At 43.9% G+C, this 558-nt stretch carries 1 protein-coding gene; it reads right to left on the bottom strand.

The genetic code is table 11. From position 1 onward, the window contains the following. Positions 1–558: alpha/beta fold hydrolase (locus R7E78_RS29300; RefSeq protein WP_318059041.1), on the bottom strand; the 558-nt coding region annotated here is incomplete at both ends.

Below are 558 nucleotides of genomic sequence, written 5' to 3'. Positions count from 1 at the left end.
AGTAGTCCGAATCTCCGCCTTTAATGAAAAGTGTCGGGATCTCGGTAGGAGCAATATCTTGCCAACCAATGATCTCAGCATAGTTACTTAATAAACTGTCGACGTTAAATCGCCAAGCCATATGGTCTTCATTTTTAAACAGAGATTTTGAGAGAAATTGTCTAACGCCATCCATCTCAATGTGTTGAGCTAAGATTTCTAACGTTTGTTGACGGTTCGCAGGTTTTTCTTTGATAACCGCCAGCAAACCATCAAATACGTTGTCGTGACGATTGGTCTGGTAAGCTACTGGCGCCATGTCCAATACGACCAACTGCTTCACAAGATTTGGTGCTATATCAGCGAGTTTCATCGCGACTTTACCGCCCATTGAATGGCCGACGATTATCGATGGCTCAACGTTTAAGTGCTGAAGAAGCGTCGCGACATCTTGTGCCATGTCAGTGTAGTTATGAGTATCAGAGTGGAAAGAGAGACCGTGATTGCGTAGGTCGATACTGATCACTGAGTGATCTTCAACAAGATCACGAGCCAATAGGCCCAGATTACTTAAACTAC

The organism is Vibrio sp. YT-19(2023) (assembly GCF_033337395.1).
The sequence above is the reverse complement of the archived record's forward strand: the minus strand, read 5'-3'. Positions and strand labels throughout refer to the sequence as shown.